Consider the following 17,214-nt stretch of genomic DNA (forward strand, 5'->3'; position numbering starts at 1 on the left):
CCGACGCGATATCAGCCCTGTTCGGAGCTCTCCAGTTCGAGTCGTCGAGCGATCAGCGCCGCCTGCAGCTGGCGCAGTCCGGAGGGCCGGGTGGGATCGAATCCGGTGAGTTGCGCGACCCGCTTGAGGCGGTAGTCGACAGTGTTCGCGTGGACGTGCAGGGTCTTGGCCGTGAGCTGGCGGCTCAGGTCGTGGGCGATGTGCGTTTCCAGCGTCTCGACGAGTTCGGGTGATTCGTCGAGCGGGTCGAGGACGCGTGCGAGGTGACGGCGCGCCGGTCCGGGCCGCGTGAGCTGGTATTCGAGGGCCAGATCCTGCATACCGTAGGCCCCGACCGCACGGCCGAGCCGTCGCACCAGATCGAGCAGTTCGTGGGCCTGCTTCGCCGCGGTGGGCACCTCCCGGACGGGGGCGTGGACGAGAGCGATCGTGACGGACACGCCCGCGACGGTCTCGATGCGCTGCCGGAATTCCTCGATCGCCTCGGTCGAGGGCGATTCGGGGAGCAGGACGGTGCCGCCCTCGGGGCCGAGCATCGCGAGGTGGCGGCCCTCGCAGATCGCCTCGAGTTCGGTCTCGACCCGGCGCAGGGTGCGCCGCGCGACGACCTCCGGCCGCACGTGCGGATTGCGTTCGTCGGGATGTCGGGTGAGCGAGACCGCGAGCACGGTGTAGGTGTCGGCGAGCACCAGCCCGGAGCGTTGCGCCACGGCCGCGGCGTCCTGCCCGCTCAGCAGCGCGGCGACCAGTTCCTGCGCGGCGACGTCGCGTTCACGGCGGATGGCGTCGAGTTCGGCGACGAAACCGGTGGTCGCGGCGACGGTGACCTTCTCGAGCAGCGCCATCCACAGGCGGGACGCGTCGGCGACGGAGGAGACATCGCCCTCCCGGGCCCGATCGGTGACCAGCTCCCACCCGAGACGGATGCCTTCGTGATAGATCCGGAGCATGTATTCGAGCCGGAAGCCGGCGCGGGCCCACTGGGCTGCGCTGCTGCGCAGGTCGGCGAGTTCCGCGTCGGAGGGTAGTTCTCCGGAGTCGAGGAGATGGATCGCGATGCGCAGGCAGCGCACGGTGACCTCGGTGACGTCACCGCGCAGCGATTCGCCCGGTCGCAGCGAACACGGCGCCACGTTGTCGGCGAAGTGCGCCACGAGTTTGCGAGCCACGGCAGGCAGATCGCGCAGCGGAACGGACGCGGGCTTCCCGTCCACCAGGAAGAGCGGAGCGTTGTCACCGTCCCCCCGACGATCGTGCCCGGTCACCCGGACCTGATCCGTTACAGACATCCCTCGAACCCCCATCGAAGTGAGTAGATCTACATACGGTGCAGTAGAGAATCCGCCTCGCAGTGTGACACATGCAACCCCTGTGACCGATTTTCCACGAAGTTCCGGTGACAGGAACCTGCCCGCGGGCGCCCCCCACCGACCCTGTCAGCCCAGTTTCTTCTTCTGCACCTTGCCCATCGCATTGCGTGGAAGGTCACCCACCACACGCACCTCCCGGGGCCGCTTGTGCACGGAAAGCTGTTGTGCGACAAGGTCGATCAGTTCCGACCCGTCGACTTGGGGGCCGTCGGCGGCGGGCACCACGAACGCGACGATCCGCTGACCGAGGTCGTCGTCGGGCAGGCCCACCACGGCCACCTCCCGCACCGCGGGATGACCGAGCAGAACGGTCTCGATCTCCCCCGCACCCACCCGGAACCCACCGCTCTTGATCAGATCGGTCGACTCGCGACCCACGATGCGGTGGAATCCGCCCTCGTCGACGGCCGCCACATCGCAGGTGACGAACCATCCGTCCTCGGTCCACGCGGCCGCGGTGGCCTCCGGCCTGTTCAGGTAGCCGTCGAAGAGCATCGGTCCACGCACCTGCAAGACGCCGATGCTCTCCCCGTCGTGGGGCACGTCGCGGCCCTGCTCGTCGCGCAGGCGCGTCTCGACCCGGGCCACCGGCGTGCCGACCCAGCCGGGACGGCGCTCGCCGTCGACGCGCGTGCTGAGCGTCAGCATCGTCTCGCTCATGCCGTAGCGCTCGATCGGAACCAGTCCCGTGAGCTCACGCAGTCGTTCGAAGACCGGCACCGGCAGCGGCGCGCTGCCGGAGACGAGCAGTCGCGCGCCGCTGAGCGCGCGGGCGGAGTCCTCGTCCTCGACGACGCGTGTCCACACCGTCGGCACCCCGAAGTAGAGGGATCCCTGCGCTTCGGCGTAGGCCTGCGGAGTGGGCTTCCCGGTGTGGATCAGCCGGCTGCCCACCCGCAGGGCTCCGACCACACCGAGCACGAGTCCGTGCACGTGGAACAGCGGCAGCCCGTGGACGAGCGTGTCGCGCTCGGTCCAGGCCCACGCCTCGGCGAGCGCGTCGATGCCCGCGGCGATCGCCCGGCGGCTCAGCAGCACACCCTTCGGAGCGCCGGTGGTCCCGGAGGTGTAGAGCACGAACGCGATTCGCGCCGGGTTCGGCTCGGGCAGGTGGTGCCAGTCGCGAGCGTGCAGGCGGACCGGCAGGCTCGGCAACTGCGGAACGTCGGGATGCTGCACCTCCGGCGCCGGACCGAGCCAGGCCTGCGCGTCCGAGTCCGTCAGGATGTGGGCGAGTTCGGCGGGCCCCGAGTCCGGTGGCACCGGCACCACGGTCGTCCCGGCGAGCAGGGCACCGGTCACGGCGACGACGGTGGTCGCGCTCGGAGTCGCGAGCACGGCCACCCGATCGGCGCGCGCCACCCGCGCCGCGACGGCGGTGGCCGCGCCGAGCAGATCGCTGCGGGAGAAGGTGTGGCCGTCGATACGGACGACGTCCGGGAGATCGTCGCCGCGCGCGACGGCCAGCGGATTCAGCGAACGAAGCAGTGCAGACACGACAGCCACGATTCCATATCGATGCCGCAGCCTCGCGGGGGCGGTCGGGTGTGGCGGTCAGGTGTGGATGTCGCCGCGCGCCGCGGACATCGATGTCCGCGCCAGATGTGCCGGGGGAAGCACGGTGGCCAGGACCGCGCCCAGCAGCATTCCGATGAGGACGGCCACGCCGTGCGCATCGCCCGCGATCACGAGGACCACACCGAGAAGGAAGGTCGCCGCGGAGGCGACGAGCAGCGAGCGTGTCGCTCCGACGACCGGCCACAGTCCCGCGAGAGTCGCGGCCGCCGCGAGCGTCGCGCCGGTTGTTCCCGCGCCGTCGGACGGGAAGACGAAGGTGGTGAACAACCCCCACAGCACCTGGCCGACCAGGAACAACCCGAGTGCGCGGTACCACCCCCACACCCGCACGATCGCGATGGCGACCACCGCGAGCAACAGCAGGTTCACGACGGTGAGGAGCACGCCGCCGTCCTCGATCAGACCTGCGGTGAGGACGCGCCACCACTCCCCCGAGTCCCGGGTGCGGACCGGCTGCCGCCGGAAGGCGTCGAGCAGTCCCGGGAAGACCAGTGGCGCGAGCGAGGCCACCGCGACCACCGACCACAGGATCGTCGCCGCGACCGGCGGAGGCCACCAGAACGATCGCGTCGTCGCGTGCGCGGAACTTCCCGCATGGGAGCGTGACGCGCTCACCGCAGCGATGGCCACCACGGCGACGTAGAGCACCCACAGCAGCGGATCCTCACCGGACGAACTCACGGGGCCAATCTACCGGCGAGCTGCTCGCTGAGCGGTGCGTCGGCGCGCTCTATCGGCGCAGTCGGGCAGCGGCGGCGTCGATGGCGTCGTCGGTCGCGGTGAGCGCGATCCGGACGTGCAGGACGCCTCCGGGACCGTAGAACTCGCCGGGTGCGACGAGGATGCCGCGGTCGGCGAACCAGTCGACCGTCGCGCGGCATCCCTCACCGCGCGTCGCCCACAGGTACAGGCCCGCCTCCGAATGGTCGACGGTGAAGCCGGCGCCGCGCACGGCCTCGAGGAGCACCTCGCGACGCTTGCGGTACTTCTCGCGCTGCGCGTTCTCGTGTTCGTCGTCGTTCAGTGCCGCGGTCATCGCGGCCTGGATCGGCAGCGGCAGCATCATGCCGGAGTGCTTACGGACCTCGAGCAGGTCGGCGACGAGGTCGGCGTCGCCGGTGACGAAACCGGCCCGGTAGCTCGCGAGATTGGAGGTCTTCGACAGCGAGTGCACCGCGAGGAGGTTGGTGTGGTCGCCCCCGCACACGTTCGGGTGCAGGATCGACAGGGCCTCACACTCCCAGGTGAGCCCGAGATAACACTCGTCGGAGACGACGATCGCGTTGCGGCTGCGCGCCCAGTCGACGACCTTGCGCAGGTGGTCGGGTCCGAGCACCTTGCCGGTGGGGTTCGACGGCGAGTTCACGAAGACCAGCGACGCGACCTCGGGGCCGAGGCGGGTCAGCCCGTCGGCGCGGATGATGCGGGCACCGGCGAGCAGCCCGCCCACCTCGTAGGTCGGGTACGCCAGTTCGGGGATCACGACGAGATCGTCGGCACCGAGGCCGAGCAGCGACGGCAGCCAGGCGATCATCTCCTTGGTGCCGATCGCCGGCAGGATCGCCGAGTCGTCGAGACCGGTGATGCCGTAGCGACGTTCGAGCGCACCCACGGCCGCCCGCCGCAGTTCGGCGGTGCCGTGCGTGGTCGGGTAGCCCGGCTCCTCCGCGACGGAGACGAGCGCCTCCCGGATCACGGGGGCGACCGGGTCGACCGGTGTGCCCACCGACAGGTTGACGATGCCGTCGGGATGCGCCGCTGCCTTCGCCTTCGCGTCGGTCAGGGAATCCCAGGGGAAGTCCGGCAGGCTCTTCGCCACCGAACGGCGGACACGCGTGCTCACGAAAGTTCCACCGGTCCGTTCGTCACTCTTCGCCCATGGGAGGGAGATTCTTGACGAACGGCGGGTCGTAGTCGACCTTGCCGAGCTTCGCGGCGCCACCGGGCGAGCCGAGATCGTTGAAGAAGTCGACGTTGGCCTTGACGTACTCGGACCACTCGTCCGGGACGTCGTCCTCGTAGAAGATCGCTTCGACGGGGCACACGGGCTCGCACGCACCGCAGTCGACGCACTCGTCGGGGTGGATGTACAGCATGCGACCGCCCTCGTAGATGCAGTCGACGGGGCACTCCTCGATGCATGCCTTGTCCAACACGTCCACGCACGGTTCCGCAATCGTGTACGTCACTGCTGTTCTCCCTGCCTCTCTGTAAGCCCGCCGACCTGCGCGGTCTCGCCCGAGCGGGCACCCTCGGCGCCCACGGTCCTCCAGTATCCCCCGTGCCCGTGCCACACACCGGAGTAAGGGTCCCCTACTTCAGAGTGCAGACCGTCGAGGCGGGTCAGCCCGCGGTGACCGGGAGCTCGATCGGCGTGTACGCGGTGGTCCGTTGGCGCGCCGGCCGCCCGATGCCCTCGGCGATCGCGACCAGTTCGGCGACGGTCTTCTCCGAACCGTGCTGCGAGCCCGCCATGCGCGAGATCGTCTCCTCCATGAGCGTGCCGCCGAGATCGTTCGCCCCGCCCTCGAGCATGGCCTGCGTCCCGGCGACACCCAGCTTGACCCAGCTGGTCTGGATGTTGTCGATCCGGCGGTGCAGCATGACCCGGGCGAGGGCGTGCGCGGCACGGTTGTCGCGCATGGTCGGGCCGGGACGCGACGCGCCGGCCAGATACAGCGGCGACGACTGGTGCACGAATGGCAACAGCACGAACTCGGTGAATCCGCCCGTGCGGTCCTGGATCCCGCGGATCACCTCGAGGTGGCCGACCCAGTGGTGCGGCTGGTCGACGTGCCCGTACATCATCGTCGAGCTCGATCGCAGGCCCACCTCGTGCGCGGTGGTCACCACCTCGATCCACTCGGCGGTCGGGAGCTTGCCCTTCGTGAGCACCCACCGCACCTCGTCGTCGAGGATCTCCGCGGCGGTGCCCGGGATGGTGTCGAGCCCGGCCTCACGCAGTTCGGTGAGCCAGTCCCGGATCGACGTGCCGCTGCGCGCGACACCGTTGACGATCTCCATCGGCGAGAACGCGTGGACGTGCATCGACGGCACCCGCGCCTTGACGGCGCGGACGAGATCGGCGTAGCCGGTCACCGGCAGTTCCGGATCGATACCGCCCTGCATGCACACCTCGGTGGCGCCGGCGACGTGCGCCTCCCACGCCCGGTCGGCGACCTCGCTCGCCGAGAGGGTGAACGCGTCGGCGTCGCCCTTGCGCTGCGCGAAGGCGCAGAACCGGCAGCCGGTGTAGCAGATGTTGGTGAAGTTGATGTTCCGGTTGACGACATAGGTGACGTCGTCGCCGACGGTGTCGCGGCGCAGCTGGTCGGCGAGCGCCACGAGTGCTTCGAGACCGGCGCCGTCGGCGTTGGCGAGGGCGATGTACTCCGCTTCGGTGCAACCGCCCGGATCCCGTTCGGCGGAGCGCAGCGCCGAGAGCACGTCGCTGTCGAGCCGCACCGGTGCTGAGGCGCCCAGCTGGAGCACCTGTTCGCGGACGGTCTCCCAGTCGCCGAAAGCGCTCCCGAGATCGGACCGGTGCTCGGTGTTGCGTCCGGTCACATCGATCTCGGAGTTCAGATCGACGCGACCCGACGACTCCCAGTCGATGTCGGGTTCCTGCCAGGGCAGTCCGGACGGGATCACCTCGCGCGCGAGGCCCGTGGCCGGATCGGCGAGGGCGTGCACGTGCGCGGTGATGCGCGGATCGATCCACGGCTGCCCGGCGAGCACGTACTTCGGCTGCGCGGCGATCCGCTCGGTGAGCTCGAAGCCGGCCTCGGAGCTCAGGCGCGCCAGGGTGTCGAGATTCGGCCAGGGCCGTTCGGGGTTGACGTGATCGGGCGTCAACGGCGAGACACCACCCCAGTCGTCGACACCCGCCCCGAGCAGCGCGCGGCACTCGTCGAGCGAGACGAGATTCGGCGGGGCCTGGATGCGCATTCCCGGCCCGAGGACGAGCCGCGCGACGGCGATCGCGGCGAGGAACTCGTCGAGATCGGCGTCGTCGTGCTCGCGCATCGCGGTGTCGTCCTTGGCGCGGAAGTTCTGGACGATTACTTCCTGGATATGACCGAATGCCTTGTGCGACTTACGGATCGCGTGGATCGATTCGGCACGCTCGGTGAAGTCCTCACCGATGCCGACGAGGATGCCGGTGGTGAACGGCACCGCGAGTCGGCCCGCATCGGTGAGCACCCGCAGCCGCACCGCCGGATCCTTGTCGGGGCTGCCGTAGTGGCACTGCCCCTTCTCGGTGAACAACCGTTCGGAGGTGGTCTCGAGCATCATGCCCATCGACGGGGCGACCGGCTTCAGCCGCGAGATCTCGGCCCAGCTCATCACCCCGGGATTGAGGTGCGGCAGCAGACCGGTCTCCTCGAGGACGCGGATCGCCATCGCTCGCACGTAGTCGAGGGTGGAATCGTAGCCGCGCTCGTCGAGCCACTGCTTCGCTTCGGGCCACCGGTCCTCGGGCCGGTCGCCGAGTGTGAACAAGGCTTCCTTGCAACCCAGTTCGGCTCCCTGACGAGCGATCTCGAGGATCTCGTCGGGTTCGAGATACATGCCGTGACCCTCGGCGCGGAGCTTGCCGGGGACGGTGACGAAGGTGCAGTAGTGGCATCGGTCCCGGCACAGCCGGGTGATGGGGACGAAGACCTTGCGCGAATAGGTGACCGTGCCGGGTCGACACTCCGCGAGAAGGCCGGCATCGCGCACCCGCGCCGCCGACGCACAGAGATCCTCGAGATCGGCACCCCGGGCCTGCAGCAGGACCGCCGCTTCGTCGACGTTCAGTGCGACCCCGTCGCGAGCCCGGCGCAACGCTCGACGCATTCCCGAGGGAGTCGCCGTGGATCGGTGCGCAACGCCGGGACGCACGGTGGGGGTCGGGAGCATCGCGGACTGCGGGGTGTCGTCTGCGGAATCGGTCATGGGCCCGATCATGCGCCTACGAGCACCCCCATGCCACTTCGGGGTCTATCCGCGCGGGTAGTCGTCGTCCGCCGGGACTTCGCGGGACTGCTCGTAGGTGTCTGCCGGGTCGGCTTCGAGGGGCACGTCCGAAGGCAGGTCGTCGGCAGGATCGTCGTAGACGGGAATGGCCTGCTCGAGCCGGTCGGCCTCGGAATCGTTGTCGGACTGGATCTCGATGCCGAGCGCATTCGACTCCGTCATTGCGATCTCCTCCTGATAGGGCCCGATCGTGAGATCGGATCGGGCGAGTCCGGCCGGGTTCTACGGATCCCAGCCTAGCGTGGAACCGGACACGGGGCCCGATGGAGCAGGAGGTGCGGGTGGAGGACGACGAGAGTTCGCCGGCGGGGTCGGCCGACAACACGGCAGCGACGAGCGTGGTGATGAGGGAACCGTCGTGGCGGCCGAGCCCGAAGGCGCGTGTGCTGTGGGCCGTGAGTGCAGCGCTGATGTGGTTGCCACTGGTCGTCGCGCAGGTCGTGTGGGTGCTCGTCACGCCGGTAGGCGCCGGGTGGCACGTCGCCGCCGCGGCCGCGACCGTCGTCCTCGGTGGACTGCACGTCGCGGTGGTGCCGGTCTGGCGATACCGCGTCCATCGCTGGGAGATGGACGAGACCGCGGTCTACACGCGTTCGGGTTGGTGGACGCAGGAGCACCGCATCGCACCGATCTCCCGGATCCAGACCGTCGACACCGAGCGTGGACCGCTCGACCGGTGGCTCGGCCTGACCACCGTCACCGTCACCACCGCCTCGGCAGCGGGTGCGGTGGAGATCGTCGGGCTCGACAGCCGGGTCGCCGACGAGACCGTCGCTCGCCTGACCGCACTCGCGGCGAGCTCGGAGACGGACGCGACATGAACGACGCCCTCGTGGCCGGGACGGACGAGGAGGTGCCGTGGTCGCGTCTCGATCGCCGGATGCTGCTGATCCACCCGATCGAGGAGATCCTGCGCCTGCTGCCCGTCCTCGCAGGCTCGTTCGTCATCGGGTCCACCAGCGGCAATCCCGTGTGGGGCCTCGCGGCGACGGGCGTGCTCGTGCTGGTCGGTCTGCTGCGCTGGTTCACCACCACCTACCGCGTAGGACCAGAGCACGTCGAACTCCGCCGCGGCCTGCTGCAACGACGCGAGTTGTCGATCCCCCGCAGCCGCATCCGGTCGGTGGACGTCGAGCAACGCCTCCTGCATCGCGTGCTGGGCCTCGCGGTCGTGAAGATCGGCACGGGTCAGAGCGGGGGCGCCGATCGCAACCGGTTCGAACTCAACGGCCTTCCGATCGCAGCAGTCCCCGAGCTCCGTGCCGTTCTCCTGAGGGGTGGGCAGCAGGACGACGTGCCGGTCGAGACGACCTCGACCGCTGCCGTCACCGAGCGTCAGCTGGCGCGATTCGACCCGGCCTGGGTGCGCTACGCGCCGTTCTCCACGACGGGACTGCTCGCCGTCGCGGCCGTCGCCGGTGCCGCCTTCCAGTTCGGGCTCGGCCGGTCGATCGCCGAATCGCAGGTCGTCCGCCGCGCGGTGGAGACCGCGGAAGACCTCGGCCTGGTGGTCGCGCTCGTGATCCTCGTGCTGGTCGTCGTGCTCGTCGCCAGCCCGGCCGCGTGCGTGCGGTACCTGCTGCTCTACGGCGATCTGCGGGTGACCGACGACCAACGGGTCCTGCGCATCGCGCACGGCCTGCTCACGACCCGTCACACCACCCTCGACCGGGCGCGGCTGCGCGGGATCGCGCTGCACGAACCGCTGGCGCTGCGGCTCGTCGGCGCCGCACGGCTCGACGCCGTCATGACGGGCAGAACCGCGCAACAGGGCGGTTCGTCACTGGTCCTGCCGTCGGCGCCCGACGGGGAGGTCCGGCGGGTCGCGGCCGAGGTGCTCACCGGGGGGCTGCCGCTCGACGTTCCGCTGCGCAGTCACGGTCCCCGTGCCCGTCGTCGCCGCTACACGCGGACGCTGTGGCCGGTGGCCGTCGTGGTCGCCGCCGGGCTCGTCGCCCTGACCGTCACCGACCGGCACGTGCCGTTCGCCGTGATCGCCACGGTGGTCGTGGTGCTGGTCGCGGGGGCGTGCGCGCTGGCGCAGGACCGCTACCGGGGTCTCGGCCACGCCGTCGTCGACGGACATCTCGTCGCCCGCAGCGGTTCGATCGACCGGCAGCGCATCTGTCTCGATGCGGACGGTGTGATCGGCTGGACGGTGCGGCAGACCTTCTTCCAGCGCCGTGCCGGTCTCGCGACCGTCGTCGCGGCGACGCCGGCGGGTGCGGGACGCTACGAGGTGATCGACATCCCCGTGGACGAGGCGTGGGCGCTTGTCCAGGAGGTCACACCGGGTATGGGAGAAGCATGGATCGACCGATGAAGCCGACATCCGGCAAAGGCCCCCTGCACGGCACTCCCCCGGCGACGCTGGCCGAGCTCGACGACGCGCTCGTCGACTGCCACGCGTGTCCGCGGCTGGTCGCATGGCGTGAGCAGGTCGCGCGGGAGAAACGGGCGGCCTTCCGCGACGAGGAGTACTGGGGCCGGCCCGTCCCGGGCTTCGGCCCGGCCGATGCGTCCCTGCTGATCGTCGGGCTGGCGCCCGCCGCGCACGGCGGGAACCGCACAGGACGGATGTTCACGGGCGACCGGTCGGGCGACGTGCTGTACGCGGCCCTGTACGACGCGGGACTGGCGTCGCAACCGACCGCGACGCACATCGGCGACGGCCTCGAACTGTTCGGCACGCGCATCACGTCGCCGGTGCACTGCGCGCCACCGGCCAATCGCCCCACCGTCGTCGAACGCGACACCTGCCGGCACTGGCTCGAACAGGAACTCGACCTGCTCTCCCCCACGCTGAGGTCGGTCGTCGTGCTCGGCGGGTTCGGGTGGCAGGCATTACTGCCGGTCCTGTCGGCGGCGGGGTGGACGATTCCGGTTCCCCGCCCCAAGTTCGGGCACGGCGCACATGTGCTGCTCGCTGCCACCGAGGCGCGGGAGCACCCGTTGCACCTGTTCGGTTGCTATCACGTCAGCCAGCAGAACACCTTCACCGGCCGGTTGACGAAGGAGATGGTGACCGAGGTGCTCAGGGACGCGGCGCGGGCTGCGTCCCTCCCACTGCCTGGGTGATCTCCCTGATGCGGGCCGAGAACAGGTAGCCGCCGGCGGGGGCGAGCGCGGCCACGGGCAGCAGCAGGGTCCGCCAGTCGCCGAGCGCGAGCTGGTCGCCGCCCGGACCGCCCACGAGGCAGACGAGGAAGACGACGGCCCAGGCCAGCAGCGGCAGGGTCGCGCTGCGCAGGGATCCGGTCTCGGCGCGGAGGGCCATCACCAGCAGCAGGTTGACGAGGCCGGCCAGCAGGATGGTGATCGGGAAGGGCACTCCGGCGATGTACACGCCGAGATAGAAGACCGACAACAGGGCGCACAGCGCACCGTCGAGCACGAGCAGCGCGACGAGCCCCCGGCGGGGTTGGACGTCCACCGGTGACGCGAGGGGTGCAGCGGTTGCTGGATCGACCGTCATGCTTCGATGGTGCGCTACCGGACGCGCCCGAGCGCAACCGGGGTCCGCGGAACCATCCGCGACCCACGCACGGGACGTCAGGGAACCGGCGGGTATCCGAGCATGGTGAGCAGCGCGCTCTGCTGGTCGGCGAAGGAGTACAGAGCGTGCCAGTAGTCGGCCCGGATCTCGTCGGCGTACGGCCTCAACGACTCCACGAACGCGACGATCTGGTTCTGGACGGACCAGTTGTACATCGACAACCCCCTGACGGTGTGCCTGCGTGGTACGCGAGACCGGGTGACGCGAACCACCCACGGCCTCGTTGATGACTCGGGTCACACTAGCCGATGCCGGAGAAGAGGTCGTCCTCTCGTCCCGTGGAGTCGGTCAGGCCGAGCTGCCCGCGCACGAGCACGAAGTGCTCCTGGTCGAAGACGGGCTGGGCGACGAGGTTGGAGAGCACGAACTGCTCGCCGTCCTCCGCGACCAGCACCTGGGTCGTGTGCGCGGCCATCGCGGTCCGCTTCGCGTCGAGAACCGAGCGGACGTCGACGACGGTGGTGACCTCGTCGTCGGGCACGCTCGGCAGTTCGCCGGCCTCCGGTCGGCGCCAGCCGTCGGGCAGCGTGCCCATGGCGGCGATGCCGCGTTCGAGCGCGGACCGTTCGGCGACGGTCCAGTACACCTTCGCGGGGGTCCACGCCGCCCCGGCGGACGGATAGTCCTCGGTGCCGGCCGCTTCGACGGCCGCGGTCACCCGTTCGTGCACCGCGATGTGGTCGGGATGCCCGTAGCCACCGAACGGGTCGTAGGTGACGACCACGTGCGGACGCGTCTCGCGGATCACGGCGACGAGCGCCTCGATCGCCTCGTCGCGGTCGGCGTTGACCCAGGCGCGAGGATTGTCGGCGGACGGGGTGCCCGCCATCCCGGAGTCGCGCCAGTGCCCGGCACCGCCGAGAAAGCGCGGTCGCTCGACGCCGAGCGCGTCGAGCGCCCGGGTGAGTTCGAGGATGCGGTATCCGCCGAGCTGATCGGCGCGGTCGGCGGTGAGCTGGGCCCACTCGTCGCCGATCACTTCGCCCTCCTCACCGAGCGTGCAGGTCACGACGGTGACCTCGGCGCCCTCGGCGACGTACCGAGCGATGGTGCCGCCGGTGGTGAGGGTTTCGTCGTCGGGATGGGCGTGGACGAGCAGAAGTCGTCGATCCGCAACGTCGGGGAGAGCTCCCGGAGCATCGGTCACGGTGTGGTCCTTCCCCACAGATGGGCGTCGCCGAGAATACCGGTGGCGACGGCGGCTGTCAGCGAGACGTTCTCGACGCCCGGACCGGCGGCGACAACGGCCCGGTCCTGCAGGATCGGCAGATTCACCGCGAGATCCCACAGCCTGGCCTGCGCGTCGGCGACGACCTTCGCCGGGTCGGTGGTGCCGTTCAGTGCAGCGAGCAGATCGGGTTCGAGACCGGGATCGCACGCACCCGAGAGGTTGCTCGGAGCCTCGAGCTGCGCTGCGAGCGCATCCTCACGTTCCTCGACGTCGTCCTCGTCGAGCGTGGTGGTCGCGGGGTCCGACGACTGTGCCGCCTCCGCCGTCCCGGGGGCGTCGGGCTGCGCCGGGAGGTCGGACTCGGGCACGGTCGGCAGGTCCTCCCCCGCCACGGTGGGTGCTGCGGCCACCGGGACGCATCCGAATCGGGACAGCGCGGCGGTGGCAGGGTCTCCACCGGCACGCATCCAGCCGACGACCGCGTGCACGGTGCCCTCGACGAGGGCTTCGCCGTACAGCTCGTCGGGGGGAAGTTCGTCGACCGATGCGTCGATCCCGGCGCCACGCCACAGGTCGACGGCGGTGCGTGCGACGGCGCGGGCGGTCTCGTCGCCCTCCGGCACGCCCACGACCAGCGTCAACGGCACGCCGGCCCGGGCCAGGGTGCCCTCGGGCAGGGCCGGCCCGTCGGGGGTTCTCGGTCCGGGAGTCGCGCTCGTCGGCGCCGCCGTCTCGGATGCCGCCGTCTCGGATGCCCCCGTCTCCGGTGCAGCGGCCTCCGGCGCTTCGGGGCCGGGTGCGTCGGGGTCCGTCGGCACCGGGGGCACGGCAGGCGGGACGGGTAGATATCCGGCCTCGGCGAGACGTCCGAGGGCCTGCTCCCGGGACAGACGCGCCGGCATCGTGTCGGTGTATCCCGGATCGGACGGCGCGAGCACCTGGGCCCGCGCCCGCACGACCCCGGTGCTGTTGGCCGTGGCGACAAGTCCGAGCAGCTCGGGGTCGAGCAGGTCGAGCATGCCTCGCCGGACGACCGGGTCGGCGAGTTCGGCGGTGCGCGTGTTGAGGGTCAGATCGAGGGTGCGCGGCTGGAGCTGGACGCCGGTCCGCACACCCGGCACGGCGGCGAGCTGCGCCTCGAGAGCGACACCGCCCGCGCTCTGGACCACTTGGGCGTCGTCGCTGCGCACCGATTCGGTCACCTGGGCGTCGGTGCCGGCGCGGCGCATGATCAGTTCGTCGGGTCCGGCCGGGGTGCCCCAGAACCGGTCGTTGCGTTCGAGCAGCACCTCGGCGCGCCCCCGATCGACGTTGTCGACGTGGAATCGCGCGCCGGACACGGGAATCGTCTCGGACAGGCCGGTGGAAAAGCCACCCGGAGTGTCCTTGACCAGGTGGGCGGGCAAGAGATTCGTGAACAGTTCGCGCCAGGCCGGATACGGCTCGCGCAGGGTGACGGTGACAATCTTGCCTCCGCCCGACGATCGGATGTCGTCGATGAGGCGGTAGCCGGCAGGATCGACGACGCCGGGCTGGGTGATCATCTGCCGCCACAGATACCGGAAGTCCTCGGCAACGATCGGCGCTCCGTCCGACCACTGGGCCTCGTCGCGCAGGCGGTAGGTGATGGTGAACGGCGCCTCGTCGGTGACCTCCGCGGACAGCAGCAGCGAGTCGTCCGGAACCCACAGTGCTGCAGCGGGATTCTCCGGATCGGGCACGGCCCGGAAGGCACTCGGGAGCACGAGTTCGGCAACGGCGTTCGCGACGGGCGACTGGTCTGCGAGCAGGTGGGGGTTGAAGCCCGAACCGACCTCGTCGATCGCGACCACCACCGTGCTGCGCTTCGGAGCGGGAGCCGGGGTCGTGGTCGGCTCCGTCTGCTCGATGGGCGGCGGCGGGTCGGCGGTGCAACCGGTGAGGACCAGCGCAGCCACGGCCAGGCCGGCCGTCGCCCCGATCAGTCGGCGACGAGCGCGCGTACGCGACACTCGGGCTCCTTCCGTGAGGCAGGTGGTACGTGGGTGGCCCCCGCCAGCATGCGCTCGCCGGGGCCACCCCACACCTGGACTACTTGTTACGGGCCTTCTCCCGCGACCGCGCACGCGCACGGTCGGTCTGCGAGAGGTGCAGCTTGCGCACGCGCACGTCCTCCGGCGTGACCTCGACGCACTCGTCCGCAGCACAGAACTCGAGCGCTGCCTCGAGGGTCAGCTCGATCGGCTTGGCGAGGGTCTCCATCACGTCGGCGGTCGAAGAGCGCATGTTGGTGAGCTTCTTCTCGCGGGTGACGTTGATGTCGAGGTCCTCGGCGCGCGGGTTGATGCCCACGACGTGGCCCTCGTAGGTGTCGCTGCCCGGTTCGACGAAGAAGGTGCCGCGGTCGGCGAGCTGGATCATCGCGAACGGGGTGACCGAGCCTGCACGGTCGGAGACGAGCGAACCCGTGTGGCGGGCGCGGATCTCGCCGGCCCACGGCGCGTAACCGTGGAAGATGGCGTTGGAAATGCCGGTGCCGCGGGTCTCCGTGAGGAAGTCGGTACGGAAACCGATCAGACCGCGCGACGGGATGATGAACTCCATACGAACCCAGCCGGTGCCCTGGTTGGTCATCTGGACCATCTTGCCCTTGCGGTTCGCGAGCAGCTGGGTGATGGCGCCGAGGTGCTCCTCGGGGCTGTCGATGGTCAGCTCCTCGTAGGGCTCGTGGAGCTTGCCGTCGATGGTGCGGGTGACCACCTGCGGCTTGCCGACGGTCAGCTCGAAGCCTTCACGGCGCATCTGCTCGACGAGAATGGCGAGGGCGAGTTCGCCTCGGCCCTGCACCTCCCACGCGTCGGGGCGTCCGATGTCGAGGACGCGCAGCGAGACGTTGCCGACGAGCTCGGAGTCGAGCCGCGTCTTCACCATGCGAGCGGTGAGCTTGTGGCCCTTGACCCGGCCGACGAGCGGCGAGGTGTTGGTGCCGATGACCATCGAGATGGCCGGCTCGTCGACGGTGATGCGCGGCAGCGCCACCGGGTTCTCCGGATCGGCGAGCGTGTCGCCGATCATGATCTCCGGGATGCCGGCCACGGCGACGATATCGCCGGCGACCGCGACCTCGCCCGGCTGCCGCTCGACACCGACGGTCTTGAGCAGCTCGGTGATCTTGACGTTCTTGACGCCGTCGGCGTGCATCCACGCGACGGTCTGGCCCTTGCGCAGCTCACCCTGGTGGATGCGCAGCAGCGCGAGACGACCGAGGAACTCGGAGGCGTCGAGGTTGGTGACGTGGGCCTGCAGCAGCGCCGACGGATCACCCTTGGGTGCGGGGATGCACTCCATGAGGACCTCGAAGAGCTCGTCGAGGTTCTCGGCGTCGGGGACCTGGCCGTTCTCGGGCTGCTTCTTCGAGGCCTTGCCCTCACGACCGGAGGCGTAGAGGACGGGCAGCTCGAGGGCGAGCTCGGCGGCTTCGGCGGCCTCGTCGTCGAGGTCGGACGCGAGGTCGAGCAGCAGGGTCTGGCTCTCCTCGACGACCTCGGCGATGCGGGCGTCCGGGCGGTCGGTCTTGTTGACCACGAGGATCACCGGCAGCGACGCGGCGAGCGCCTTGCGGAGCACGAAGCGGGTCTGCGGCAGCGGGCCCTCGGAGGAGTCGACCAGCAGGACGACGCCGTCGACCATGGACAGGCCGCGCTCGACCTCACCGCCGAAGTCGGCGTGGCCGGGGGTGTCGATGACGTTGATGACAGTGACGGTGCCGTCCGGGTGGTGACGGTGCACCGCGGTGTTCTTCGCGAGAATGGTGATGCCCTTCTCGCGCTCGAGGTCGCCCGAGTCCATGACCCGGTCGACGAGTTCCGCACGTTCGGCGAACGCGCCCGACTGGCGCAACATGGCGTCGACGAGAGTGGTCTTTCCATGGTCGACGTGCGCCACGATGGCGACGTTCCGAAAATCAGCGGTGCTCACGCGATAGCTCTCCTGGCTGTAGTCCGGCCACACGGCACTGGACCCGGTCGGCACCTCGCCCGTACGGCGTTCGTCTCGATGGCCGCGACGCGAGATTGCGAGCTACCTGCCCCGTCCGATTCTCGGCGTGCAGGCACTGCGGCCGTCAATACACTTTACAGGCCGTTCGTCGGTCGCCGCTTCTACCTCATCAGATACCCGCAGGTCGGCGACGATCGGGGTGACGCTCGACACTCCCCCAGGAGACGTAACCGCCGAATCCGGCACCACATGCACCCCTGGGTCCGTGAGTAAGGGGATGCTAACCTTCGCCCGCCGGTGATTCGCCGCGCGCTGGACCGTGGAAGGCAGGCGGGACGTATGGGGAAGGTGAAGGCGAGCAAGGTCGCAGGCCTGAAGCCGAAGAAGAAGTGCTGCCGCAAGAAGACGCGGTGCCTCAAATGCCCCGTCGTCGTCATGCGCATGAAGAAGGTCGAGAACGACGGGCTCAGCAAGAAGGAACTGCGCAAGTATCTCGACAAGGCCCGCGCCGCCTGACCACCAGGCATGCGCCGTATGAC

At 70.0% G+C, this 17,214-nt stretch carries 16 protein-coding genes; 4 read left to right on the plus strand and 12 right to left on the minus strand.

The genetic code is table 11. The features are described from left to right. Positions 1 to 11: 11 nt before the first annotated feature. The 7 genes from A5767_RS18790 to A5767_RS18820 form a co-directional block, all read right to left on the minus strand. Positions 12 to 1,265, minus strand: a complete 1,254-nt coding sequence (locus tag A5767_RS18790) for a PucR family transcriptional regulator (RefSeq protein ID WP_006550569.1) — start codon at positions 1,263 to 1,265, stop codon at positions 12 to 14. 171 nt (positions 1,266 to 1,436) lie between these two features. After that, positions 1,437 to 2,867: an acyl-CoA synthetase gene (locus tag A5767_RS18795; RefSeq protein WP_064852943.1), complete on the minus strand. Its 1,431-nt coding sequence runs from the start codon at positions 2,865 to 2,867 to the stop codon at positions 1,437 to 1,439. 57 nt (positions 2,868 to 2,924) lie between these two features. Next, the gene (locus A5767_RS18800; protein WP_006550571.1) at positions 2,925 to 3,629 is read right to left on the minus strand and encodes a hypothetical protein; all 705 of its coding nucleotides are present in this window, start codon (positions 3,627 to 3,629) and stop codon (positions 2,925 to 2,927) included. A gap of 49 nt (positions 3,630 to 3,678) precedes the next feature. Then, entirely contained in the window at positions 3,679 to 4,791 is a 1,113-nt protein-coding gene (gene dapC / locus A5767_RS18805; protein WP_217636625.1) for a succinyldiaminopimelate transaminase, read from the minus strand. A 22-nt stretch (positions 4,792 to 4,813) separates the two neighbouring features. Next, entirely contained in the window at positions 4,814 to 5,137 is a 324-nt protein-coding gene (fdxA, locus tag A5767_RS18810; protein WP_006550573.1) for a ferredoxin, read from the minus strand. 154 nt (positions 5,138 to 5,291) lie between these two features. After that, positions 5,292 to 7,889: a bifunctional FO biosynthesis protein CofGH gene (locus tag A5767_RS18815; protein ID WP_064852944.1), complete on the minus strand. Its 2,598-nt coding sequence runs from the start codon at positions 7,887 to 7,889 to the stop codon at positions 5,292 to 5,294. Positions 7,890 to 7,934: 45 nt separating this feature from the next. After that, positions 7,935 to 8,132, minus strand: a complete 198-nt coding sequence (locus A5767_RS18820) for a hypothetical protein (protein WP_006550575.1) — start codon at positions 8,130 to 8,132, stop codon at positions 7,935 to 7,937. Between the two features lie 101 nt (positions 8,133 to 8,233). On the opposite strand from A5767_RS18820, the gene A5767_RS18825 reads away from it, so the two are divergent. The 3 genes from A5767_RS18825 to A5767_RS18835 are packed head-to-tail and all read left to right on the plus strand — an operon-like array spanning position 8,234 to position 11,048. Then, positions 8,234 to 8,791, plus strand: a complete 558-nt coding sequence (locus A5767_RS18825; protein ID WP_006550576.1) for a PH domain-containing protein — start codon at positions 8,234 to 8,236, stop codon at positions 8,789 to 8,791. Then, positions 8,788 to 10,293, plus strand: a complete 1,506-nt coding sequence (locus A5767_RS18830; RefSeq protein ID WP_006550577.1) for a PH domain-containing protein — start codon at positions 8,788 to 8,790, stop codon at positions 10,291 to 10,293. Before A5767_RS18825 ends, A5767_RS18830 begins: the two co-directional genes overlap by 4 nt. Beyond that, complete coding sequence (locus A5767_RS18835) at positions 10,290 to 11,048, plus strand: uracil-DNA glycosylase (protein WP_019288045.1); 759 nt, start codon at positions 10,290 to 10,292, stop codon at positions 11,046 to 11,048. The genes A5767_RS18830 and A5767_RS18835 overlap by 4 nt, the downstream gene beginning before the upstream one ends. Here the strand turns inward: A5767_RS18835 and A5767_RS18840 are convergent. The 5 genes from A5767_RS18840 to typA form a co-directional block, all read right to left on the minus strand. After that, positions 11,005 to 11,445, minus strand: a complete 441-nt coding sequence (locus tag A5767_RS18840; RefSeq protein WP_006550579.1) for a hypothetical protein — start codon at positions 11,443 to 11,445, stop codon at positions 11,005 to 11,007. The genes A5767_RS18835 and A5767_RS18840 overlap by 44 nt on opposite strands. A 77-nt stretch (positions 11,446 to 11,522) precedes the next feature. Further along, positions 11,523 to 11,681, minus strand: a complete 159-nt coding sequence (locus A5767_RS23450) for a hypothetical protein (protein ID WP_006550580.1) — start codon at positions 11,679 to 11,681, stop codon at positions 11,523 to 11,525. An 86-nt stretch (positions 11,682 to 11,767) separates the two neighbouring features. Further along, entirely contained in the window at positions 11,768 to 12,691 is a 924-nt protein-coding gene (mshB, locus tag A5767_RS18845) for an N-acetyl-1-D-myo-inositol-2-amino-2-deoxy-alpha-D-glucopyranoside deacetylase (protein WP_050993397.1), read from the minus strand. Further along, positions 12,670 to 14,688, minus strand: coding sequence for an ABC transporter family substrate-binding protein (locus tag A5767_RS18850; protein ID WP_064852904.1), 2,019 nt, complete (start codon positions 14,686 to 14,688; stop codon positions 12,670 to 12,672). The genes mshB and A5767_RS18850 overlap by 22 nt, the downstream gene beginning before the upstream one ends. A 79-nt stretch (positions 14,689 to 14,767) precedes the next feature. Further along, complete coding sequence (gene typA, locus A5767_RS18855; protein WP_064852945.1) at positions 14,768 to 16,654, minus strand: translational GTPase TypA; 1,887 nt, start codon at positions 16,652 to 16,654, stop codon at positions 14,768 to 14,770. A gap of 360 nt (positions 16,655 to 17,014) precedes the next feature. Between typA and A5767_RS23455 the strand changes: the two genes are divergently transcribed. Beyond that, complete coding sequence (locus tag A5767_RS23455; protein ID WP_006550584.1) at positions 17,015 to 17,191, plus strand: hypothetical protein; 177 nt, start codon at positions 17,015 to 17,017, stop codon at positions 17,189 to 17,191. Positions 17,192 to 17,214: the final 23 nt, after the last annotated feature.

This window comes from Rhodococcus sp. 852002-51564_SCH6189132-a (genome assembly GCF_001665495.1).
Taxonomy (GTDB): Bacteria; Actinomycetota; Actinomycetes; order Mycobacteriales; family Mycobacteriaceae; genus Rhodococcus; species Rhodococcus pyridinivorans.